The 21,259-nt window shown below is 72.9% G+C and carries 18 protein-coding genes and 1 riboswitch; of the genes, 6 read left to right on the top strand and 12 right to left on the bottom strand.

Annotation, left to right across the window (positions count from 1 at the left end; all coding sequences use genetic code 11):
* Position 1 precedes the first annotated feature (1 nt).
* The 4 genes from ACIRR8_RS27715 to ACIRR8_RS27700 form a co-directional block, all read right to left on the bottom strand.
* Positions 2–400, bottom strand: coding sequence for an ectoine synthase (locus tag ACIRR8_RS27715; protein ID WP_018512207.1), 399 nt, complete (start codon positions 398–400; stop codon positions 2–4).
* An 84-nt stretch (positions 401–484) separates the two neighbouring features.
* Positions 485–1,747, bottom strand: a complete 1,263-nt coding sequence (gene ectB, locus ACIRR8_RS27710) for a diaminobutyrate--2-oxoglutarate transaminase (RefSeq protein WP_404069869.1) — start codon at positions 1,745–1,747, stop codon at positions 485–487.
* 179 nt (positions 1,748–1,926) lie between these two features.
* The gene (gene ectA, locus ACIRR8_RS27705) at positions 1,927–2,457 is read right to left on the bottom strand and encodes a diaminobutyrate acetyltransferase (protein WP_404069867.1); all 531 of its coding nucleotides are present in this window, start codon (positions 2,455–2,457) and stop codon (positions 1,927–1,929) included.
* A gap of 308 nt (positions 2,458–2,765) precedes the next feature.
* Complete coding sequence (locus ACIRR8_RS27700; RefSeq protein WP_404069865.1) at positions 2,766–3,872, bottom strand: pyridoxal-phosphate-dependent aminotransferase family protein; 1,107 nt, start codon at positions 3,870–3,872, stop codon at positions 2,766–2,768.
* 148 nt (positions 3,873–4,020) lie between these two features.
* On the opposite strand from ACIRR8_RS27700, the gene ACIRR8_RS27695 reads away from it, so the two are divergent.
* Together ACIRR8_RS27695 and ACIRR8_RS27690 are read left to right on the top strand one after the other, a co-directional pair.
* Complete coding sequence (locus ACIRR8_RS27695; RefSeq protein ID WP_404070114.1) at positions 4,021–5,097, top strand: amidohydrolase family protein; 1,077 nt, start codon at positions 4,021–4,023, stop codon at positions 5,095–5,097.
* A gap of 302 nt (positions 5,098–5,399) precedes the next feature.
* The gene (locus ACIRR8_RS27690) at positions 5,400–6,419 is read left to right on the top strand and encodes an SCO1860 family LAETG-anchored protein (RefSeq protein WP_404069863.1); all 1,020 of its coding nucleotides are present in this window, start codon (positions 5,400–5,402) and stop codon (positions 6,417–6,419) included.
* Between the two features lie 65 nt (positions 6,420–6,484).
* Here the strand turns inward: ACIRR8_RS27690 and cobC are convergent, their stop codons facing one another.
* Positions 6,485–8,065 carry an Rv2231c family pyridoxal phosphate-dependent protein CobC gene (cobC, locus tag ACIRR8_RS27685; protein ID WP_404069861.1) on the bottom strand — a complete coding sequence of 527 codons (1,581 nt, stop codon included), beginning with the start codon at positions 8,063–8,065 and terminating at the stop codon, positions 6,485–6,487.
* Between the two features lie 170 nt (positions 8,066–8,235).
* Between cobC and ACIRR8_RS27680 the strand changes: the two genes are divergently transcribed.
* Entirely contained in the window at positions 8,236–8,958 is a 723-nt protein-coding gene (locus ACIRR8_RS27680; protein WP_093688274.1) for a ZIP family metal transporter, read from the top strand.
* 62 nt (positions 8,959–9,020) lie between these two features.
* Here ACIRR8_RS27680 and ACIRR8_RS27675 read toward each other — a convergent pair whose 3' ends face one another.
* The 7 genes from ACIRR8_RS27675 to ACIRR8_RS27645 form a co-directional block, all read right to left on the bottom strand.
* Positions 9,021–10,370, bottom strand: a complete 1,350-nt coding sequence (locus tag ACIRR8_RS27675; protein WP_404069859.1) for a cobyrinate a,c-diamide synthase — start codon at positions 10,368–10,370, stop codon at positions 9,021–9,023.
* Entirely contained in the window at positions 10,364–10,963 is a 600-nt protein-coding gene (gene cobO, locus ACIRR8_RS27670) for a cob(I)yrinic acid a,c-diamide adenosyltransferase (RefSeq protein ID WP_070203786.1), read from the bottom strand. The genes ACIRR8_RS27675 and cobO overlap by 7 nt, the downstream gene beginning before the upstream one ends.
* The gene (locus ACIRR8_RS27665) at positions 10,964–13,000 is read right to left on the bottom strand and encodes a putative cobaltochelatase (RefSeq protein ID WP_404069856.1); all 2,037 of its coding nucleotides are present in this window, start codon (positions 12,998–13,000) and stop codon (positions 10,964–10,966) included.
* The gene (locus ACIRR8_RS27660) at positions 12,997–14,640 is read right to left on the bottom strand and encodes a cobyric acid synthase (protein WP_404069854.1); all 1,644 of its coding nucleotides are present in this window, start codon (positions 14,638–14,640) and stop codon (positions 12,997–12,999) included. Before ACIRR8_RS27660 ends, ACIRR8_RS27665 begins: the two co-directional genes overlap by 4 nt.
* Positions 14,637–15,617 carry a cobalamin biosynthesis protein gene (locus ACIRR8_RS27655; protein ID WP_404069852.1) on the bottom strand — a complete coding sequence of 327 codons (981 nt, stop codon included), beginning with the start codon at positions 15,615–15,617 and terminating at the stop codon, positions 14,637–14,639. The genes ACIRR8_RS27660 and ACIRR8_RS27655 overlap by 4 nt, the downstream gene beginning before the upstream one ends.
* A gap of 161 nt (positions 15,618–15,778) precedes the next feature.
* A riboswitch (cobalamin riboswitch) is annotated at positions 15,779–15,913 on the bottom strand.
* A gap of 149 nt (positions 15,914–16,062) precedes the next feature.
* Positions 16,063–16,299 (bottom strand): hypothetical protein, encoded by a 237-nt coding sequence (locus tag ACIRR8_RS27650; RefSeq protein WP_018512220.1) that lies wholly within the window; start codon positions 16,297–16,299, stop codon positions 16,063–16,065.
* A gap of 12 nt (positions 16,300–16,311) precedes the next feature.
* The gene (locus ACIRR8_RS27645) at positions 16,312–17,574 is read right to left on the bottom strand and encodes an anion permease (protein WP_404069850.1); all 1,263 of its coding nucleotides are present in this window, start codon (positions 17,572–17,574) and stop codon (positions 16,312–16,314) included.
* 277 nt (positions 17,575–17,851) lie between these two features.
* Between ACIRR8_RS27645 and ACIRR8_RS27640 the strand changes: the two genes are divergently transcribed.
* From ACIRR8_RS27640 to ACIRR8_RS27630, 3 genes are all read left to right on the top strand, one after another.
* Positions 17,852–18,511 (top strand): class II aldolase/adducin family protein, encoded by a 660-nt coding sequence (locus tag ACIRR8_RS27640; RefSeq protein ID WP_404069848.1) that lies wholly within the window; start codon positions 17,852–17,854, stop codon positions 18,509–18,511.
* A 71-nt stretch (positions 18,512–18,582) separates the two neighbouring features.
* Positions 18,583–19,710 carry an alpha/beta hydrolase gene (locus ACIRR8_RS27635; RefSeq protein WP_404069846.1) on the top strand — a complete coding sequence of 376 codons (1,128 nt, stop codon included), beginning with the start codon at positions 18,583–18,585 and terminating at the stop codon, positions 19,708–19,710.
* 184 nt (positions 19,711–19,894) lie between these two features.
* Positions 19,895–21,229, top strand: a complete 1,335-nt coding sequence (locus tag ACIRR8_RS27630; RefSeq protein ID WP_404070112.1) for a hypothetical protein — start codon at positions 19,895–19,897, stop codon at positions 21,227–21,229.
* Positions 21,230–21,259 lie beyond the last annotated feature (30 nt).

The raw sequence follows: 21,259 nt of genomic DNA, 5'->3' as shown, positions 1-21,259 counted from the left end.
TTCAGGCCTCCTCGGTCAGCAGTGGGTAGACACCGTTCTCGTCGTGGTCCTCCCGCCCGGTGACGGGCGGGTTGAAGACGCACACGCAGCGGAAGTCGGTCTTGGGCCGCAGGGTGTGGCGCTCGTGCCCGTCCAGGAGGTACATCGTGCCCGGGGAGATCCAGTGGGTCTCGCCGGTCTCGTCGTTGGTGAGCTCGGCCTCGCCCTCGGTGCACAGGACCGCCTCGATGTGGTTCGCGTACCACATGGAGGTCTCCGTACCCGCGTAGAGCACGGTCTCGTGGAGGGAGAAGCCGACCTTCTCCTTGGCGAGCACGATGCGCTTGCTCTCCCAGGTGCCGGACGCGGACTTCACATGCCGGTCGGTGTTCTCGATGTCCTTGAACGATCGGACGATCACGGTGAGCAGTGCCCTTCTCTTGAACTCCGCCCCGGGCCCGTGAGGCCCGGGGCGCTCCTTCTCGCCTTCCCCGGCAGCGCCGGGTCAGGCCGTTTCGCGGACGCAGCGGGCCAGCGTGCGCAGGCCCTCGTCCAGTTCGTCGGTGGTGATGGTCAGCGGCGGCAGCAGCTTGACGACCTCGCTCTGCGGGCCCGAGGTCTCCAGCAGGAGGCCCAGCTCGAAGGCGCGGGCGCAGACCGCCGAGGCGCGCGCCGGGTCCTCGAACTCCATGCCCCAGACCAGGCCGCGGCCGCGGAACTGCGCGGTCGGCTCCTCGGCGCAGATGGACAGCAGCGCCTGCTCGACCTGCTGGCCGCGGGCCAGGGTCTGCTTCTCCATCTGGCCGTCGGCCCAGTAGGCGTCCAGGACGGCGGCGGCGGTGACGAAGGCGGGGTTGTTGCCGCGGAAGGTGCCGTTGTGCTCGCCCGGCTCCCAGATGTCCAGCTCCGGCTTGAACAGGCAGAGCGACATCGGCAGGCCGTAGCCGCTGATGGACTTCGAGAGCGTGACGATGTCCGGGACGATGCCGGCCTCCTCGAAGGAGAAGAAGCCGCCGGTGCGGCCGCAGCCCATCTGGATGTCGTCGACGATCAGCAGCATGTCCTGGCGCTCGCACAGCTCCTTGAGCGCGCGCAGCCACTCGGCGCGGGCGACGTTGATGCCGCCCTCGCCCTGGACGGTCTCCACGATCACGGCGGCGGGCTTGTTGAGCCCGGAGCCCTGGTCCTCCAGGAGCCGCTCGAACCAGAGGAAGTCGGGGACCGTACCGTCGAAGTAGTTGTCGAACGGCATCGGCGTGCCGTGCACCAGCGGGATGCCGGCGCCGGCCCGCTTGAACGCGTTGCCGGTGACGGCGAGCGAGCCCAGCGACATGCCGTGGAAGGCGTTGGTGAACGAGACGACCGACTCGCGGCCCTTGACCTTACGGGCCAGCTTCAGCGCCGACTCGACGGCGTTGGTGCCCGTCGGGCCGGGGAACATGACCTTGTACGGGAGGTCGCGCGGGCGCAGGATGACGTTCTGGAACGTCTCCAGGAAGGCGCGCTTGGCGGTGGTCGCCATGTCCAGGCCGTGGGTGATGCCGTCGCGCTCGATGTAGTCGATCAGCGCTCGTTTCAGCACCGGGTTGTTGTGGCCGTAGTTGAGCGAGCCGGCCCCGGCGAAGAAGTCCAGGTAGGAGTGGCCGTCCTCATCGGTCAGCCGGGCGCCCTGCGCGCGGTCGAACACAGCCGGCCAGCCGCGGCAGTAGCTACGGACCTCCGACTCCAGGGTCTCGAAGACGCTCAGTGCGGGCGGGGTGATGGTCACAGCGAATCTCCTGCGTGAGGGGGTGTGACGGGCAAGGTGGTCGGTGCTCCCTGCCGCGCGGAGGCGGCCGAGACCGCGCCGGATGGTCGGCCGGCGCGAAAAGTCGTGGGGAAGCCGGCGTACGGGTCAGGTACGCCGGACCGCGAGCGGGGCCTGTCCGCTCAGGTGACTCGGGTGGCTCAGTCCGTGAAGGGACCTATCCGGTAGAGGACCTCCGGCAGGTGCGTTCCCTCGGGGAACAGTCCGCCGTCGAAGAGCACCTCCTGCTCCAGCGGGACGTCGTGCCGCTGGGCGAAGGACGTGAAGAGCCGGTCGGACGCGGTGTTGTCCGGGGTGATCGTCGTCTCGACGCAGGCGAGCCCCTGGTCGGCGGCGACCCGCGCGGTCAGCGCGTCCAGCAGGGCGGCGGCGAGCCCCTTGCCGCGGTGCGCCCCGTCGACGGCGACCTGCCAGACGACGAGGGTCTCGGGGCGGTCGGGACGGATGTAGCCGGTGACGAAGGCGATCGGCTCGCCGTCCTCGCCACGGGCGACGGCGGACGTCGCGGCGAAGTCACGACACCACAGCAGGTAGCTGTACGAGGAGTTCAGGTCCAGGACCTCGGAGTCGCGGGCGATGCGCCAGATCGCGGCTCCGTCCTCCACTCGTGGCGTGTCGATACTCAGGAATTCGCTTCGGGCACGGGCAAAATCTGCTGGTGCGGCGGTCATGGGAATTAAATTTACCCAGCAAATTTCTAAATTGCATCGCGGCAAAAGGTTGGGTGGAGCGCCTCTGTGTGTTATCAGGCGTGCGCGAGACCTCCCAGGTTCTGGGTGCGATTTCACGCTCTTTGTCCTAAATTTTTCGGGCATAACGTCGTCCGTGTGGAGTCGGTCACAGGGTTGTAACTCCTGTGAGACGTGTCCGAATCATGAAGTTCGAGCCCCGAAAGAACTTGCGCGTTTAGCGGGCGGGAAAGCGGGCAGAAGAATGCGGGGAGCTACTTTCGGAAAAGTAGCTCCCCGCATTATGAATATCAGATGCCCGGCCAGGTTTCCGAGGCCGCACGGCGGGCAGCATCGAAGTCGACCCGCCGGCCCGTACCGGCCAGCGCCGCCCCCAGCGCCGCGAGCGAGGCCAGCACCGCGCTCCCCGTCGCGTCCGCCCCGTAGTGATTGACCCGGATCATCTCCTTGGCGAGCGCCCCGCCGCCCGCGATGAGCGGCAGCGAGGGCTCCAGCTCCAGCGCCCGCGCGACCAGCGCGGAGGCGTCCGTCCCGGCCGGCGCGCGCAGCGTCGTGGCCACCGGAGCGGCGTCCCGCGCCTGAAGGACGTACGGCTCCAGACCGCCGCCGAGCGCCACCGCACCCGCCCGGGTCGCCGCCGCGGCGAAGGCGTGGCGGGCCGTCACCGTCTCCAGCCCGTCCTCCTCGATCCGCTCCAGACACGCCTCCAGCCCGAGCATCTCCAGCTGCGCCGGAGCGTGCGGCAGGGCCGTGCGGCCGCCGTCGATCCAGCGCTCCTTCCAGTCCAGCAGCGAGAGGTACGAGCGCCGGGGTGCGGCCGGGTTGGCGGCGATCCGCTCCCAGGCCCGTGCGCTCACCGACACCGCCGACACACCCGCCGGTCCGCCCATCGCCTTCTGCGCACCGATCACGCACAGGTCCACACCCCAGGCGTCCGGCAGCAGCGGCTCGGCGGCCACCGAGGCGACCGCGTCCAGCATGAACAGCGCCCCGTGCGCCCGGACCACCTCACCGATCTCCGCGACCGGGTTGGTGTTGCCGGTCGCCGCCTCCGCGTGCACCAGCGAGACGAAGTCGATCTCCGGGTGCTCGGCGAGCGCCTCGGCCACCTGGTCGGCGGTGACCGCGGTGTGGAAGGGCACGGTGAGGTCGACGACCTCGGCGCCGCAGTCCCGCAGCCAGTTGCCGAAGGTCTGCCCGTACGGTCCGGTCACCACGTTCAGCGCGGCCGAGCCGGGCCTGGCACCGCCGCGGATGCAGCCCTCCAACGGCAGCAGCGCCTCGCCCTGCGTGATGACGACGTCCTGCTCGGTGGCGAGGAGCGCGGCCACCCGCCGCTCGATGGCCGCGAAGTGCGCGGCGGTCAGCGGGGGGAGGTCGAGGAAGGGGTGCGTCACGGTGGGGCTCTCTCCGGGTCGGTCGGGTCGTCTTCTCTGGTGCGGGCGGCGGGGTCCTGTTCGCGGCCGACGCCCTCCTCGCAGCCTACCGAGGGCCTCGTACAGTGCCGCTATGAGTGATCAGGTGCGCGAGCGGGACGGGCAGCGGGTGCTGCGGGTCAGGGGACGGGTCCTCGTCGGGCCGGACGAGGTGCGCGACGAACTGTGGGCCGTGGACGGACACATCACCTACGAGCGGCCGCCGGACGCGGAGAGCGCGGAGACCGTCACCGGCTGGGCGCTGCCCGGACTCGTCGACGCGCACTGCCATGTCGGCCTGGACCGGCACGGCCCGGTCGACGCGGCGACCGCCGAGAAGCAGGCCCTCACCGACCGCGAGGCCGGCACCCTGCTCATCCGGGACGCCGGATCCCCGTCCGACACCCGCTGGATCGACGGCCGCGAGGACCTGCCGAAGATCATCCGGGCCGGCCGCCACATCGCCAGGACCCGGCGCTACATCCGCGACTACGCGCATGAGATCGAGCCCGGCGACCTCGTCGCGTACGTCGCGCGGGAGGCCCGGCGCGGTGACGGCTGGGTCAAGCTGGTGGGGGACTGGATCGACCGGGACGCGGGCGACCTCACCGCCTGCTGGCCGCGCGGCGAGGTGGAGGCGGCCATCGCGGAGGCGCACCGGCTCGGCGCCCGGGTCACCGCGCACTGCTTCGCCGAGGAGTCGCTGCGCGATCTGGTGGTGGCGGGCATCGACTGCGTCGAGCACGCCACCGGCCTCACCGAGGAGACCATCCCGCTCTTCGCGGAACGCGGCGTCGCGATCGTCCCGACGCTGGTCAACATCGCCACGTTCCCGGACCTTGCGGCGGGCGGCGAGGCCAAGTTCCCGCGCTGGTCGGCGCATATGCGGCAGCTGTACGAGCGGCGCTACGACACCGTCCGGTCCGCGTACGACGCCGGCATCCCGGTCTACGTCGGCACCGACGCGGGCGGCTCGCTGGCGCACGGCCTGGTCGCGGGCGAGGTCGCCGAGCTGGTGAAGGCGGGCATCCCGCCGCTGGAGGCGCTCTCGGCCACGGCGTGGGGAGCGAGGCGGTGGCTGGGGCGGCCGGGTCTGGAGGAAGGCGCCCCGGCGGACCTGGTCGTGTACGCGGAGGACCCGCGCGCGGACGTCCGGGTGCTGGCGGCCCCGCGCCACGTCGTGCTGAACGGGCGGGTCGTCGGGTGATGGCGCGCTTGGTTGACCGGCAGTGACGGATCGGCCTCCCGGCTCGTTGATGTGGTCCGCTCATCGACGTACCTCGGCTCACGCTGCGTGAAACGGGTGAGTCCGTGGGGCAGGAGGGAACGCACGTGCCGAAAGATTCGAATATGCGCGCGGAAACCCCCCTTTGGGGTGAACTCACGTCAGGTGTCCGTCAGTTCACCCACAGTGCGTAAAGATTCACGGAGTCGAGGCCACCGGCACAGGCGATGTCCCCCATTGGACTGTGCCGGTGGCTCCATGTCTCTTGTGGGGGTTCCACCATCTTGAACAGCAACACCTTCCGTCTCGCCGCCCTGGCGGTCGCCGCCGCTCCCGTCGCCCTGTTTGCCGCCGTCCCCGCGCAGGCAGCCCCGGCGACGCCCGCCACCGGCGGCGAGGGCAAGGCGAGCGCGGTCGTGCTCCGTACCGCGCTCGACGTCTCGCTCCTCAACAAGTCCGTCCAGGTGCCCCTCAAGGTCACGCTCAACGAGGTGCAGGCACCGGCCAGCGCCGAGCAGACCGCGCTCTCGGTGAACCTGGACGGTGTGGCGGGCGGAAAGCCGGTCAGCGTCCTGCGCGCCGACGTGGCCACGGCCGAGGCCACCGTGGACGAGAGGAAGGCCGAGGGCCACGTCAACCTGGTCAAGGCCCGCGTCCATGTGCCCGGACTGCCGCTGCTCTCGCTCATCGAGGTCGAGAAGGTGACCTCCAAGGCGCTCTGCGAGGTCGGCAAGGAGCCCGTCGCCGAATCGAACGTGCTCGGCCACGTCAAGGTGCTCGGCAAGAAGGTGACGCTCTCCGCGGGCGGCCCGACCCTGGTCACGGTTCCGGGCGTCGGTGAGGTGAGCCTCGACCTGTCGAAGACGGAGACCACCGCGCGTACGGCGGCGGCGACGGCGCTCCGGCTGAAGGTCGCGATCAACCCGCTCAACCTCAACGTGGCCGAGGTGAACGGCGAGGTCACGCTGGCCGAGGCGACCTGCGAGACCCCGAAGGCGCCGGAGGAGCCGGGCGGCAGCGACGGCGGTGCGACGGACGGCGGTGCCACGGGCGGCTCCGGCGGCGGTGACACCGGTGGCGGCGACACAGGCGGCTCCACCGGTGGCGACCAGGGCGACGGCGGCTCCGACGTGAAGCCGCAGACCGGCTCCGACTCCGGGAAGGCTCCCACCACGGCCAACCTCGCCGAGACCGGTGGCAGCTCCTCCACCCCGTACATCGCGGGTGGCGCGGCCCTGCTGCTCGCGGTCGGCGTGGGCGCCACGGTGGTCGCGCGCCGGCGCAGCGGCAGCGCCCAGAGCTGATCCCGGCTCACCCACGGGACCGGAGGCGGCGTTCGTACGACGGAACGCCGCCTCCGGCAGGGGCCTCAGAGCCCGGTGCGCGCGGGCAGCGCCTGAACCGCCTGGTCCAGGGCCTGGAGGAAGCGGTTGGTCGTCGCCCGGTCGCGGACGGCCAGCCGCAGCCACTGCGGGCCGAGTCCCGGGAACGTATCGCCGCGCCTTGCCGCGAAGCCCAGCAGCCGCAGCCGCTCCCGGATCTCCGCCGCCCGCTCCAGCCGGACCAGGACGAACGGCCCCCGCGCCGCCTCCACCGCCCGCACCTCGCTGAACTCGGCCAGCCCGGCCAGCAGATGGGCCCGGTCCACCGTGATCCGGTCCGCCGCCTCCGCCGCCTCCACCAGCGCCCGCGGCTCCATGCACGCCTGGGCCGCCGCCAGCGCCGGGGACGACACCGGCCACAGCGGCTGCGCCTCCGCCAGCAGCGCGATCGTCTCCGGCTCTGCCAGCACATAGCCGATCCGCAGCCCGGCCAGCCCCCATGTCTTGGTCAGGCTGCGCAGCACGACCAGACCCGGAATGTCCGTACGGCCACACAGCGCCTCGCGCTCGCCCGGCACCACGTCCATGAACGCCTCGTCCACCACCAGCGTCCGCCCGGGTCTCGCCAGCCGCTCCAGCAGCGCCGCCGGATGCAGCACGGAGGTCGGGTTGGTCGGGTTGCCGACCACCACCAGATCCGCCTCCTCCGGCACCGCCGCCGGATCGAGCCGGAAACCGTCCTCCGCCCGCAGCAGCACCCGCCCCACCCCGTGCCCGGCCGCCCGCAGCGCCGCCTCCGGCTCGGTGAACTGCGGGTGCACGACCACCGGGCAGCGGACCGGCAGCGCCCGCGCGATCAGCACGAACGCCTCCGCCGCCCCCGCCGTCAACAGGACGCGTTCCACCGGCAGCCCGTGCCGCTCGGCGACCGCCGCCCGGGCCGCCGAGCCGTCGGGATAGGCGGCCAGCGAGACGAGCGAGGCGGCTATCCGCTGGCGCAGCCACTCCGGTGGTGTGTGGGTCCGGACGTTGACGGCGAGATCGGTCAGATTCTCGCCGCGCACCTCCGCGTCGCCGTGGTGCCGCAGGTCGGGCCCGGCGCTCTCGATGTCTCGCGTGGGGGGATGTGTGGGGGGAGTCATGGCTGCCATGGTGAACGGGCCGAGGCCTTCCGTCACGAGTGGGGTGGGAGTTTTCTCGCCGGAAACAGGCAAAGCCGCAAGGACGGCCGGAAAGCGGCGGGCCACCGCACAGGTCGCCAGGCCCTGGCCGACGGCCTTCCCGACCACCAGCTCGTCCGCGCCGATCAGCGCCGCCGCCTCCGCCACCGACGGCGTCGCCACCGCCTCGGCCGCCGCACCCGACGGATTCGGCACGCGCACCGCCGCCAGCGCCGCCGCCGGATACGTCCGCACCGGCACCCCGAGCCGCGCCGCGGCCTCCACGATCCCCGGCTCGTCGGCCTTCGCGTCGACGGTCGCCACCTCCACCACATCGGCGGTACGCAGCCCGGCCGCGCGCAGCGTCCGCTCGATCAGGCCGAACACCGCGTCGGCCGGCGCGTCCCGGCGGGCGCCGACCCCGACGACCAGGTTCCGCACACCGGGCTCGGGAGTGGGGGTCGTCATGGCGGAGCCTGCCTTTCACGTCAAGCGATGGGGGGTGGAGCTGTTCCGTATACGGTCACGGAACCGGCTGCCGCACGGCCCGGGGACCTCGGCGTACGGGCGGCCGCGGGCGGCTCCGGTAAGGACACCCTGAGATGCGGCCGACCGGGCCGATCGACTAGCAAGACCCCATGGCGGTGTTCGTCGCGCTCGGCGCGTTCCTGATGACTCTGGCCGGCGGCTGGGTCGCGCAACGCGTCACCGACCGCCGCCACCTGGTGCTCGGCTTCGCGGGCGGGCTGATGCTCGGCGTGGTCGGCCTGGACCTCCTGCCGGAGGCGATGGAGGCCGCGGGGACCCCGGTCTTCGGCGTGCCCGCCGCTCTGCTGCTCTTCGTCGGCGGCTTCCTGGTGGCCCACCTGGTGGAGGGGCTGCTCGCCGTACGCCAGGTGGCACACGGGGCGAGCGGTGAACGCGTGCCGCAGGTGGGGCTCACGGCGGCCGCCGCGATGGTCGGCCACAGCCTGATGGACGGCATCGCGCTCGGCGCCGCCTTCCAGGTCAGCGGAGCCATGGGCGTGGCCGTCGCGCTGGCGGTGATCAGTCATGACTTCGCCGACGGATTCAACACGTACACCCTCACCAGTCTTTACGGGAACGCCCGTCGTAAGGCGCTCCTGATGCTGTTCGCGGCCGCCGTGGCACCGGTCGTGGGCGCCGCGACGACGCTGCTGTTCACCCTTCCGGAGGAACTGCTCGGCGGCTATCTCGGATTCTTCGGCGGAGCCCTGCTCTACCTGGCCGCCGCGGAGATTCTTCCCGAGGCACACCACACCCATCCCGCCCGCTCCACCCTTCTCTGCACCATCGGGGGCGTGGGCTTCATCTGGCTGGTGGTCGGCATCGCCGAGTGAGCCGTACGCGCGCCTTCACGCGCCCTTGTACGCCTCACCGCACCCGGCAGTGCTCCACGAACTCACCGCACCCGGCAGTGCTCCACGAACCGCCGGGCCACCTCGGGGGAGGCGGCCCAGTGGGTGTGCAGATAGCTGGCGTGCACGCCCCGCTGGACGTACCCCTCCACCCGCCGCTCCGGCTGGTGCATGCCCCACGCGGGCACCGGCCCCGCCCCCGGCTCCAGCACCGTCCGGTGGAACTCATGGCCGCGCATCCGGGTCCCGGCCGCCGCCAGCGGGCTGTCCGAGACGGCCACCGCCTGCCGGTACCCGAGCGTGAGCCGCTCCGACATCCGGGCCTCCGCGTCCAGCACCCCGCACATCGGCTTCCCGTCCAGCTCCCGCGCCAGATAGAGCAGCCCGGCGCACTCGGCCGCCACCGGAGCACCGCTCAGGGCCAGTTCGGTCACCGCCCGCCGCAGCGGCTCGTTGGCCGACAGCTCGGGGGCGTACATCTCCGGGAACCCGCCGCCGATCACCAGCCCCGCCGTCCCCGCCGGCAGCTTCTCGTCCCGCAGCGGGTCGAAGACCACCACCTCCGCACCGGCCGCCGTCAGCAGCTCGGCGTGTTCCGCGTAGGCGAAGGTGAACGCCGCCCCGCCGGCCACCGCGACGACGGGCCTGGGGCCCTCCGCAGAGGCGTACGCGGGCTCCCACGGCTCGTCCGCCAGCGCGGGCGCCGTCCGCGCCAGCGCCATCAGCGCGTCCAGGTCGCACCCGGCGAGGACCCGCTCACCCATGGCCCGTACGGCATCCACCGCATCGCCCTGCCGCTCGGCCACCGGCACCAGACCCAGATGGCGCGAAGGCGTCGCCACCTGAGCGGCCCGCCGGATCACACCGAGCACCGGCAGGCCCGACTCGTCCAACGCGTCCCGCAACAGCGCCTCGTGCCGGTCCGAGGCCACCTTGTTCAGGATCACCCCGCCGATCCGCACCTGAGGGTCCCAGGAGGCGAAACCGTGCACCAGCGCCGCCACCGACCGCGACTGCGAGGAGGCGTCGACCACCAGTACCACCGGCGCCTTGAGCACCTTCGCCACCTGCGCGGTCGACGCCAGCTCGCCCTGGCCCGAGGCACCGTCGTACAGCCCCATCACACCCTCGACCACGGCGAGGTCGCACCCCGCCGCCCCGTGCGCGAAGAGCGGAGCTACCAGCTCCGGCCCGCACATGTACGCGTCGAGATTCCGGCCGGGACGGCCCGTCGCCAGCGAGTGGTAACCCGGGTCGATGTAGTCCGGCCCCACCTTGTGCGGCGAGACGGCGAGCCCGCGCGCGGTGAAGGCGGCCATCAGGCCGGTGGCGACGGTGGTCTTGCCGCTGTTGGAGGCCGGAGCGGCGATGACCAGACGGGGCGTACTCACCACTCGATGCCCCTCTGGCCCTTCTGCCCCGCGTCCATCGGGTGCTTGACCTTCGACATGTCGGTCACCAGGTCGGCGGCCTCGATGAGCGCGTCCGGCGCGTTGCGGCCGGTGATCACCACATGCTGGGTGCCGGGCCGGTTCCGCATCACCTCGACGACCTCGTCGGTGTCGATCCACCCCCAGTGCAGCGGGTAGGCGAACTCGTCCAGCACGTACAGCTTGTACGTCTCGGCCGCCAGGTCGCGCTTGACCTGCTCCCAGCCCTCGCGGGCCTTCTCCTCGTTGTCGAGCTGGCCGTCGCGCTGGACCCAGGACCAGCCCTCGCCCATCTTGTGCCAGTCGACCGTGCCGCCCTCGCCGCTCGCGCCCAGCACCTTCAGCGCGTTCTCCTCGCCGACCTTCCACTTCGCCGACTTCACGAACTGGAACACCCCGATCGGCCACCCCTGGTTCCAGGCCCGCAGCGCGAGCCCGAACGCGGCGGTCGACTTGCCCTTGCCTATGCCCGTGTGGACGAACAGGAGCGGGCGGTTGCGCCGCTGACGGGTGGTTAGCCCGTCGTCCGGCACCGATATCGGCTGTCCCTGCGGCATTTAAGCGGCCCTCCCGGCTGCGGTGACGTCCTTGACGAGCCCGGCGATCGAGTCGGCCCGCAGCTCGTCGAGCGTGACGGCGGTGCCTCCCAGCTCCCGGGCCAGCTCCCCGGCGAGACCGAGGCGTACGTACCCCGACTCGCAGTCCACGACGACCGAGGCCGTCCCCTCCGAGCGGTGCAGCCGTCCGGCCCGTCCCGCGAGCGCCACCGGCTCCGGCCCGCCGGTCGCCCGGCCGTCCGTGACGACGACGAGGAGCGGCCGCCGCGACGGATCGCGCAGCCGCTCGACGCGCAGCACGTCATGGGCCTTGAGCAGCCCGGCGGCCAGCGGAGTGCGGCCACCGGTCGGCAGCGACTCCAGCCGGGCGGCGGCCGCGTCCACGGAGGAGGTCGGCGGCAGGGCCACGTCGGCCTCCTTGCCCCGGAAGGTGACCAGACCGACCTTGTCCCGCCGCTGGTAGGCGTCCAGCAGCAGCGACAGCACGGCCCCCTTCACCGCGCTCATCCGCTGCCGGGCCGCCATCGACCCGGACGCGTCCACGACGAACAGCACGAGGTTGCCCTCACGTCCCTCACGGGTCGCCTGCCGCAGATCGTCCCGCCGCACCACGAGCCCGCGCCCGGTGCGCCCGCGCGCGTGCTGGTGCGGTGCGGCGGCCTGGACGGTGGCGGCGAGGTGGAGCTTGGTCAGAGCGCCCTGTGGCCGGACCGATCCCGTGGTCCGACCATGCGCCGTACGGGCCCGGGAACGCCGTCCCGCAGCACCTTCACCCAACCCTGGAACGCTGAGCGTCTTCGTACGGAACGGCTCGGCGGCCGCCACCGGCTGCTGCTCGGCTCCGGCGGACCGGCCGGGCGCGTCGGGCGCGGACTCGGGAGCCTGCGACGGTGTGTCGTCGCCTTCCGAACCTCGCGGCGGGGTGCGGTCGTCCCCATCGGCCTGCGGCGGCACGCCACCGCCCCCACCACCGTCACCGCCGCCATCGGGCCCGGGGTCTGGATCGTCGCCGTCGTTGTCCTCCTGCGGGCCGGCCTCGTCCAAGGTCCGATCGAGCTTGTCCTCGTCCAGGCCCGGCGCGTCGAACGGGTTGCGCCGCCGCCGGTGGGGGAGCGCCAGCAGGGCGGCCTGCCGTACGTCGTCGGCGGTGACCTCCTCACGTCCGGCCCAGGCGGCGAGCGCGGTCGCGGTACGGGCCATCACGATGTCGGCCCGCATCCCGTCGACCTCGAACGCGGCACAGGTGGCGGCGATCTGCCGCAACACGCCGTCACCGAGCACGACCCGGGGCAGCAGGGCGCGCGCGCCGGCGATCCGCTCCCGGAGCGCCGTCTCCTCCTCGGCCCAGCGCGCGGCGAACCCCTCGGGATCGTCGTCGTACGCGAGCCGGCGCCGGACGACCTCCACCCGCTCGTCGGTGTCCCGGGATGCGGCCACCTCCACGGTCAGCCCGAACCGGTCCAGCAACTGCGGCCGCAGCTCGCCCTCCTCCGGGTTCATCGTCCCGACCAGCAGGAACCGCGCGGCATGCCGTACGGAGACGCCTTCGCGCTCGACGTACGAGGCACCCATGGCCGCAGCGTCCAGCAGCAGGTCCACCAGGTGGTCGTGGAGGAGGTTGACCTCGTCGACGTACAGGATCCCGCGATGCGCGTCGGCCAGCAGCCCCGGCTCGAACGCCTTCACGCCCTCCGACAGCGCCCGCTCGATGTCCAGCGCGCCCACGAGCCGGTCCTCGGACGCCCCGACGGGCAACTCCACGGTCCGCGCGGCCCGCGACACACCGGCGGCCTCCGTGTGCGGCCCATCAGGACACGCCGGATCGGGCGAGACCGGATCACAGGAGAACCGGCACCCGGGGACGACGGAGACCTCCGGCATCAGCGCGGCGAGCGCCCGCACGGCGGTGGACTTGGCGGTCCCCTTCTCACCCCGCACGAGCACACCGCCCACGGCCGGACTGACGGCATTCAGCAACAGCCCGAGCCGCAGGTCGTCCTGCCCGACGATCGCGGTGAAGGGATACGGCGTACTCACAAGGCCTCCTTGTTGGCGTGCTGTTCAGCTTCCTGCCCGATCCCGGCGGACCCGGGATCCCCCAGCCCCTCCGGCGATCGAGGAGCGGGGTCCGGGGCAGCGCCCCGGCTCTCCGACGACGCACCCACCCCCAACGGCGGCGCCCCCGGCGGCACGAAGGGCAACCCCGCAGGCGCGCCCCCCTCGATCAACCGCCACAACGCATCCGTATCCGCGTGCTCCTCCACCAGATCCCCCAGCCGATCCAGCTGCTCCTCCCGCAGCTCCCCGAAGCAGGTGTCCGGCGCAGGCACGAACCGCCGCCCCGCGGCCCGCGCCACCTCCTCCAGGAACCGCCGCCGGAACCCGTCGCTCTCCAGCGACCCGTGCCAGTGCGTCCCCCACACCGCCCCGACCCGGCACCCGTCCAGGAACGGCTCGCCGCCCCGTACGTCGGCCACCCCGTGGTGGATCTCGTACCCCTCCACCGCCTCACCGAGCGCCGAACCCACCGGCCGCGCCAGCGTCTTGGCCCGGTCGAAGCGCACGCGTACGGGAAGGACCCCCAGCCCGTCCACGACCCCCGCCCGCGACTCCACCTCGTCCTCGATCCGCTCACCGAGCACCTGGAACCCGCCGCAGATCCCCAGCACCGGCCGGCCCTCGCGCGCCCGCCGCACCAGCGCCTCCGCGAGACCGCGCTCACGCAGCCAGGCCAGCGCCTTCACCGTGCCGCGCGTGCCGGGCACGACGACCAGGTCCGCGTCGGCCAGCTCCTCGGCCCGGTCCACGAACCGCACGACGACGCCCGGTTCGGCGGCCAGCGCGTCCACGTCCGTGAAGTTGGACATCAACGGCACCGCGCAGACCGCGACCCGCAACACGTCCTCCCCGTGCGGCGGCGCCACGACCGACTCGCGCACCGCACCGCGCAGGGACACCCGCAGGCCGTCCTCCTCGTCGATGCCGAGCCCATGGGCGTAGGGCAGCACTCCGTACGTACGGCGCCCGGTCAGCCCGTGCAGCATGTCCAGCCCCGGCTCCAGCAGCGAGACATCACCCCGGAACTTGTTCACCAGATAGCCCGCGACCAGCGCCTGGTCCTCCGCGCTCAACAGCGCCGTCGTCCCGAAGAACGACGCGAAGACCCCGCCCCGGTCGATGTCCCCGACCACCAGCACCGGGAACTTCGCGGCCCGCGCGATCCCCATGTTCACGATGTCGGTCCGCCGCAGATTGATCTCCGCAGGCGAGCCCGCCCCCTCACAGATCACCGCGTCATAGGCCGACCGGAGCTGCTCCAGACAGTCCGTGACCGTCCCGAGCAGCGCCTCCTGCCGGCCGCCGTGGTACCCACGGGCGCTTATCTCGCCGACCGGCTTGCCCATCAGGACGACCTGGCTGGAGCGGTCGCTGCCGGGCTTGAGCAACACCGGGTTCATCAGCGCGGTCGGCTCGACCCGGGCGGCCTGTGCCTGCATGGCCTGCGCGCGTCCGATCTCCGCGCCCTCACGGGTCACGAAGGAGTTGAGGGACATGTTCTGCGCCTTGAACGGCGCGACCTTCACTCCCCGGCGCACCAGCCAGCGGCAGATGCCCGCCGTGACGACGCTCTTGCCCGCGTCCGAGGTCGTCCCCGCGACCAGCAGCCCACCACTCATGCCCGTCCCCGCCTCTGTCCTGCCGACAACCGTCCCGCGACCAGGCGCCCCGCGACCGACCTGCCCGCCACGCACACGCCGAGGGCCAGCACGCTCACCCGCCGCGACAGCCGCACGGCGCGCTCGATGTCGGCGCTCCGGACCTCCTGGCCCGACGCACCGTTCAGCACCGGCCGGTGTTCGACGCGCCCGGCGTACGCCAGCGTCCCGCCGAGCCGTACGCCGAGCGCTCCCGCGAACGCGGCCTCCACCGGCCCCGCGTTCGGGCTCGGATGGCGCCCCGCGTCCGCCTTCCAGGCGCGTACGGCCTCCACGGGCCGCCCGCCGGCCACCACGGCCAGCGCGGCCGTCAGCCGTGCGCCGGGCCATCCCGCCACGTCGTCCAGGCGGGCCGAGGCCCAGCCGTAACGCCGGTGGCGGGGCGACTTGTGGCCGACCATCGCGTCGAGCGTGTTCACGGCCCGGAAGCCGACGAGCCCCGGCACCCCGCCGATCGCGCCCCACACCAGCGCGCCGACGACGGCGTCCGAGGTGTTCTCCGCGACCGACTCCACGACCGCGCGGGCGATCTGCGGCCCGTCCAGGGCCTGCGGATCACGCCCGCACAGGTGCGGCAGCCGCTCCCGGGCCAGCTCCAGGTCCCCGGCGGCCAGCGCGCCTCCGATGGCGCGGGCCTCCCGGCCCAGCGACGTACCGCCGACGACCGACCAGGTGGTGGCGGCCGTCAGCGCGACGGCGAGCGCGGGACGGTTCCGTACGGCACGGGCGGCCAGCGCGGCGGCTCCCACGGCGCCTCCGGCGCAGAGCAGCGTGTGCAGCGCGCCCCGGCCCCGGTCGTCCCGCCACAGCAGGGACTCCACCCGCGCGGCCGCCCGGCCGAAACCGGCGACGGGATGGCCCCGGCGCGGGTCGCCGAGAGCCGCGTCGGCGATCAGCCCGGCGGTGGCGCCGTACGCGAAAACGCGATCGACACGCACGGTTCAACCTGCCGTGGGCAGGGGCGTTCCGGCACGAAGAGGTAGCGCGAGAGGTACCGCGAGAACCACGGGAAGAGGCACAGGATGCGGCGCACGGCGGCCGGGCATGGCTTATGTCCTCACTCAGGGTCCGCGCCCTGGTTCGACGTGACCGGCGACAAGAGTCTCCTGGCTTCCGGATCCGCAGTTCCCCCGGCCTTCCAGCCCTCGGTCAGGAGGGCCGTGACATCCGGTGTGGGGGAGTGCTCCCCGGTGACAGTGGCGGGACCGCGCCGGATTCGCACCGGCTTCCTCTTCTGTCGCCGTAAATGGCTCCGGCAGTCCACCACGCTGCGAGAACGGCCGTCAACTTGCTGTTGACCTGCGAAGGGCCGGTGTGCGCAGACGCACATCGGGCCGGACACACGGTGGTGTGTCCGGCCCGGAGGAACGCGTCGAGGTGCGGTCAGGCGACGATCAGATAGATCCCGTACGCGACCGCCGCCACGCACGCCGCGAAGGCGGCGTAGGCGCCGGTGCGCGCCAGTGCGGCCGAACCGCCGGTGGCACCGGTGGCACTGCCGGCCGGGGCCGACAGCTTGGAGAGGGCGACGATGCCCAGGGTGAAGACGCCGACCAGTGCGACGGTGACCACGAGACTGACACCGAAGACGGAGGCGAGTGCTGCCCAGTCGATTTTCATACGGATCTGTCCTTACACCGTGGCCGTGGGGCGGGGCGTGTCGTCGGAGGCCGGGGCCGGGATGGTGGTCGAGAGCTCGGCGACCGCACCGGCGGTGGGCGGCGGGGCGACCGCGGCCATGGCGGTGGTGACGACGCCCTGCGGCTCGTCGGCCGTCGCGTCGTCGGTGTCGTTGACGTTGGTGTGGTCGACCGGCTGGCGGCGCGAGGCCAGCCAGATGGCGAAGGAGCCGCCGACCAGGATGACCGCCGTGACCGCGATGCCCCAGGGACCCTGCTTGGTGAGGAACTCGGCGCCCGCGCCGACCAGGCCCGCGGCCGGGAGCGTGAGACCCCAGGCGACGAACATCCGGGTGGCGGTGGACCAGCGGACCACGCCGCCCTTGCGGCCGAGGCCCGCGCCCATCACGGCACCCGAGCAGGACTGGGTGGTGGAGAGCGAGAAGCCGAGGTGCGAGGAGGCCAGGATGACGGTCGCCGCGCTGGTCTGGGCGGCGAAGCCCTGCGGCGGCTGGAGGTCGGTCAGGCCCTTGCCCATGGTGCGGATGATGCGCCAGCCGCCGAGGTAGGTGCCGAGCGCGATGGCGATACCGGCCGAGACGATGACCCACATGGGCGGGTTGGAGCCCGGGGCCAGGACACCGCTGGTGACCAGCGCCAGCGTGATGATGCCCATCGTCTTCTGCGCGTCGTTGGTGCCGTGGGCGAGCGAGACGAGACCGGCGGAGGCGATCTGCCCGGCCCGGTAGCCCTTGGCGGTCGACTTCTGCTGGTTCGGGTCGGTGACGTTCCGGTTGATCCGGTACGTCAGCCGGGTGGCCAGCATCGCGGCGATACCGGCGACCAGCGGGGCGGCGATCGCGGGGAGCAGCACCTTGGTGACGACGGTGCCGCCGTTGATCGAGGACCAGCCGGCCGACATCACGGCGGCACCGATCAGACCGCCGAACAGGGCGTGGGAGGAGCTGGAGGGCAGGCCGACCAGCCAGGTCAGGAGATTCCACAGGATGGCGCCGACGAGCGCCGCGAAGATGACCTCGGTTCTGATGCCGTCTTCGTTGACGATCCCGCCGGAGATCGTCTTGGCGACCTCCACCGACAGGAACGCGCCGATCAGGTTGAGAACGGCGGACATGGCCACCGCTGTCTTGGGCTTCATCGCGCCGGTCGAGATGGTGGTCGCCATCGCGTTGGCGGTGTCGTGGAAACCGTTCGTGAAATCGAACACGAGAGCTGTTACGACCACAATCGCAAGCAGCAGCGTGATGTGTTCCATTTACCCAGGCAATCGTTCGACGTCAGTGGCTCGTGGACCGTAGGCAACCTGGGTGAACGGAAGATGAACTGGGCGGGGCGCTGTGGTGACCCGAATCGGAGTGCGATGGTTCCGTTTGTGTGCGGGAGGGGCTGCGGGACGCCCGTGGGGCACCGGCTGGTCTGCCCTTTACTCCTCGTTGGCGAAGTTTTTGACGGTCACATATGGCCCCGAAAGAGATCCCGGTCACGCGGGACATCACGTTCCGGTTTCCCACGGCCACCCCTACGCTCACCCCATGAGCGAGCAGCAGCCGGAATCGGTCCTCCAGGCCTGGCGGGACGTGGTCGCGACCGCCCGCCGCAGCGCCGCCGACGGCCTGGTCGTCGGCACCTCCGGCAATGTGTCGGCCCGCGTCGGAGACCTGGTCCTGGTGACGCCCACCGGGGTGCCGTACGACCGGCTCGGAGCTAAGGACGCGGTCGGCGTCGACCTGGCCGGGCGGCAGGTGCTGGGGGAGCTCGGGCCCACCAGCGAACTCCCGCTCCACCTCGCGGTCTACGCGGAGACCGACGCCGCCGCCATGGTCCACACCCACGCCGTGCACGCCACCGCCGTCTCCACCCTCGTCACCGAGGTGCCGCTCGTCCACTACGCGGCCGCCATCCTAGGCGGCCCCGTCCGCACCGCCCCGTACGCCCGCTACGGCACCCCGGAACTGGCCGACGCCATGCTCACCGCGCTGCGCGGCCGCACCGGCTGCCTGCTGGCCAATCACGGCACCGTCACCTACGGCTCCACCCTCGGCCAGGCCTACGAGCGCACCGCCCAGCTGGAGTGGCTCTGCCGCCTCTGGCTCACCGCGAGCGCGCTGCCCGGCCGCACCCCGTCCCTGCTCAGCCCGGCCCAGCTCGACGAGGTGACCGAGGCGCTCAGGGGATACGGCCAGCCCGGCTGACCCGGAGAGCCGCCGCACCGGACGGCCCCCGCCCACTGGCACCACGGCGGCCGTCCCACGACACTGAAGCGGTGCGCCCGGCAACTGCGACGGCAACGGCCGTCTCCACGATCCTCGGCGCCGGCGCGGCAGCGGTCGCGGCCGGCCGGTACGCCAGCGACGCCGCCCTCAAGGCGGCGCCCGGACGGCCCCTGCCCGCCGACCGCAGACTCACCGTGCACGCCACGGCGATCGAGCGGATCACCCTGACCCGCTCCCTCACCGCGCTCCGCCCCGGTACGTACGGGATCGAGGCCCCCGGAGTCCACGCCGTGGTCGGGCCCGTCGTGGAAGGGGCCGAATCCACCGCCGACACCGTCGTCCGCACCCTGGAGCGGATCACCCACGGCCTCCTCGAACCCGGCGACAAGGTCCGCCTCACCCCCGAGCTGCACCGCGGCGACCCGGGCAGCGCGCTCGGCCTGGAGTTCCGGGAGGTCGAGATCCCCGGCGAGCTCGGCGGGCTGCCCGCCTGGTGGGTCCCCGGCAAGCGCGACACCTGGATCATCACCGCGCACGGCCTCGGCACCACCCGCGCGCACCCCATGAACCTGATGGGCTTCCTGAGCGACCAGCAGTTCCCCGTGCTGGACCTCGCCTACCGAGGTGACGCCGGAGCCCCGCGCCCCGCCGACGGCCTCGGCCACCTCGGCGCCTCCGAGTGGCGCGACCTGGACGCCGCGATGCGCTTCGCCGTCCGCTACGGCGCCCGGAACGTGATCCTGTACGGCTGGTCCACCGGCGCCTCCATGGCCCTGCACGCCGCCGTCAACTCCCCGCTGCGCGACCGCGTCGGCGGCCTCGTCCTGGACTCCCCGGTCCTGGACTGGCCGACCACGCTCCGCGCTCTCGCCGCCGCCCGGGGCGTTCCCGCCGCCCTGCTGCCGCTGGCCGTCCGCGCCGCGCAGGGCAGGACCGGGATGACCTCGGCCCCGCTCCTGGACGCCTCCCTGGCCGACGCGCTGCCCGCCCCGACGCTGATCGTGCACGGCCCGGACGACACGATCGCCCCCTGGGGCCCGTCGCGGGTGCTCGCGGCCCGCCGGCCGGACCTGGTCAGCCTCCACGCCGTACAGCAGGCTCCGCATGCGTCGATGTGGAACGCGGACCCCGGCCGCTACGAAGAGACCCTCAGGCGTTTCCTCACGCCCCTGATGTGAGGTGATGCCGGGATCGGCCCCTTTGGTCCCCGCACACCGAACTACGCGCGGAGACCGGGGAAACGGCTTCCGTTTGGGCTTTCTGGCCGTCAGAGGCAAGACTGCTCCCGTGACGTCCCGTACCCCGCGCGACTCCAGGCTGCGACTTGTCCGCCCGCGACCCCTTGCCACCGCCCGCAGGGCCGTGTCCACCCGGCGCACCAGGCCGGCCCCCAGGCCCCCCGAGGGCACCCCGCCCCGCACCGAACTGGCCCGCCAGGCCCGGTCGGTCCTCGCCGACGCCGTGCGCATCGCCCACTGGGCCGCCGGCGCCCCCGCCCCCGGCAGCTCCGCCCCGCTCGCCACCCAGGCGCTCGAACGGGCCGCGACGGCCCTGGAACTCTCCCCGGCCCAGGTCCGTGCGGGCTGGGACCGGGCCCGGCTGGCCGGCCTCATCGAGCTGCACGGCGACACCGCCCGCCCCGGCTGGCGGCTGCGCGCCTGGGACCGGGACGACTCGGCCGTGCTGCGCGGCTGGGTCGCGCTCTTCGACGCCTGGTCGCTCGTCCACGCCGCGCCCGAGGGCATCGAGGCCGGAGCGGTCGCCGAAGCCGTCGAGGCCGTGCCCCAGGTGCTCTCCCTCCTCCAGCTCTCCGCGGGCCCCGTCGCCGTACCCGCCCTCCTGGACCTCCTCGCCCAGCGCATCGCCGAGCTCCGGGAGGAGCGCTGCGAAGTGCCGTACGGGGCCGGCCGCTCGGCCGCTGAGAGCGCTCCCGCCACCACCGGCCGCCCGGCACCCGCCCCCGACCGCAGCGCCGACCTCGACGCCCTGCTGCTCGACTGGGCCCTCGAAGGCCTCGCCGCCGTCGGCGCCCTGACCCTCGGCCAAGGGCACGCCACCCTCACCCCGCTCGGCAACTGGGCGGTCTGGGTCAAGCTGGAACAGATCTGCGTCGCCGCCCAGAGCCCGGCCGGGAACATCGAGCAGTCCGCCGCCGACATGCTGCTCGGCTGCGCCCGGCTCACCCCCGGACCGGCCCGCGCCGAATACCGGGCCTGGCTCGCCGCCCGTACGGTCGGCAGCGCCGTCACCGAGCTGCTCGCCGTCGCCCGGGGCGAGGACGCGCTGCTGCGGGGCCTGGCCTTCGAGGCGCTCCGCGTCGTCGGAGCCCCGGCCGAGCCCGAGGTCCGCGCCGTGGTCACCCATCCGTCGCTGCGGCCCTACGCGCTGCTCTGGCTCGCCGAGTACGAGGGGGCCGACCCGGACGACGCGCAGGAGATCCTCAGCCGTGAGGAGGCCACCTGGCTCTGGGTCGACACCGCCGCCGCCGTCGCCGACCACGGCGAGACCGGACTGCTGGTGCGCCACCTCGACTCCGCCGTCCAGGGCACGGTCCCGGCCCTGCTCGACGAGGTCAGAGCCGTCGGCCACCCGCGCACGGTCCAGGTCCTGGTCGCCCTGGCCGCCGCCCATCCGGACCCGGCCCTGGCCAAGGCGGTCCGCCGGGCCGCCTTCCAGGTCCACACCGGCGGAGCCTGAGCCCCGCGCCGCCGCCGAGGGCCGCCGGAC

Source organism: Streptomyces sp. NPDC101178, assembly GCF_044767965.1.
In the GTDB taxonomy this organism is placed as follows: Bacteria; Actinomycetota; Actinomycetes; order Streptomycetales; family Streptomycetaceae; genus Streptomyces.
This window is presented reverse-complemented; position numbering and strand designations above follow the sequence as displayed.

Coding starts and splice junctions, on each gene's coding strand:
- ACIRR8_RS27645 (WP_404069850.1), bottom strand. CDS start 17,574: ATGGAACACATCACGCTGCTGCTTGCGATTGTGGTCGTAACAGCTCTC.
- cobC (WP_404069861.1), bottom strand. CDS start 8,065: ATGACGACCCCCACTCCCGAGCCCGGTGTGCGGAACCTGGTCGTCGGG.
- ACIRR8_RS27660 (WP_404069854.1), bottom strand. CDS start 14,640: ATGAGTGGTGGGCTGCTGGTCGCGGGGACGACCTCGGACGCGGGCAAG.
- ACIRR8_RS27650 (WP_018512220.1), bottom strand. CDS start 16,299: ATGAAAATCGACTGGGCAGCACTCGCCTCCGTCTTCGGTGTCAGTCTC.
- ACIRR8_RS27680 (WP_093688274.1), top strand. CDS start 8,236: ATGGCGGTGTTCGTCGCGCTCGGCGCGTTCCTGATGACTCTGGCCGGC.
- cobO (WP_070203786.1), bottom strand. CDS start 10,963: ATGCCGCAGGGACAGCCGATATCGGTGCCGGACGACGGGCTAACCACC.
- ACIRR8_RS27640 (WP_404069848.1), top strand. CDS start 17,852: ATGAGCGAGCAGCAGCCGGAATCGGTCCTCCAGGCCTGGCGGGACGTG.
- ectA (WP_404069867.1), bottom strand. CDS start 2,457: ATGACCGCCGCACCAGCAGATTTTGCCCGTGCCCGAAGCGAATTCCTG.